The organism is Nocardia sp. 852002-20019_SCH5090214, assembly GCF_001665865.1.
Classification (GTDB): domain Bacteria; phylum Actinomycetota; class Actinomycetes; order Mycobacteriales; family Mycobacteriaceae; genus Nocardia; species Nocardia nova.
In genome coordinates this window covers 1-827 of record NZ_LZMK01000444.1, presented here as the reverse complement: position 1 = coordinate 827, position 827 = coordinate 1, and the positions used below count along the sequence as shown (strand labels likewise).

Annotated in this window: 1 pseudogene; it reads right to left on the bottom strand. The window is 64.0% G+C overall.

From position 1 onward, the window contains the following. Positions 1 to 26: 26 nt before the first annotated feature. Positions 27 to 827, bottom strand: a pseudogene (locus A5780_RS37445) (DNA-directed RNA polymerase subunit beta); the annotation flags it as partial.

Below are 827 nucleotides of genomic sequence, written 5' to 3'. Positions count from 1 at the left end.
CCCCCGCGGGGTGCGCGGTCACACGTTCAGCCCAGATCCGCCGCCGCGGATTCGTTGCCGGACAGGCTGATTCCGAGATTCGCGGCGGTGCGGTCGATGTCGTCGTCGCCCTGCTGCAACTCGATCGTGGCGCCGTCGGCCGACAGTACTTCGACGTTGAGGCACAGCGATTGCAGTTCCTTGAGCAGAACCTTGAACGACTCCGGGATACCCGGCTCGGGAATGTTCTCGCCCTTGACGATCGCCTCGTACACCTTCACACGACCGACCACGTCGTCGGACTTGATCGTCAGCAGCTCCTGCAGCGTGTAGGCAGCGCCGTAGGCCTGCATGGCCCAGCACTCCATCTCACCGAAACGCTGACCACCGAACTGCGCCTTACCACCGAGCGGCTGCTGAGTGATCATCGAGTACGGACCCGTCGACCGCGCGTGAATCTTGTCGTCCACCAAGTGATGCAGCTTCAGGATGTACATGTAACCCACCGCCACCGGATACGGGAACGGCTCACCCGAACGACCATCGAACAACACCGACTTACCGTCCGCACCGACCATGGTCTCGCCGTCGCGGTTCGGCAGCGTCGAGGTGAGCAGCCCGGCGAGCTCGGCTTCGTGCGCGCCGTCGAAGACCGGGGTCGCGAGATTCGTATCCGGTTGCGCCGAAAGCAGTTCCGCGGGCAGGCGCTGTGCCCAGTCGGGGCGGGCGCCGTCGGTGAGCCGAATATCCCACCCCGCCTTGGCGATCCAGCCGAGGTGTGTTTCCAGGATCTGGCCGATGTTCATACGACGCGGCACACCATGAGTGTTCAAGATGATGTCGACCGG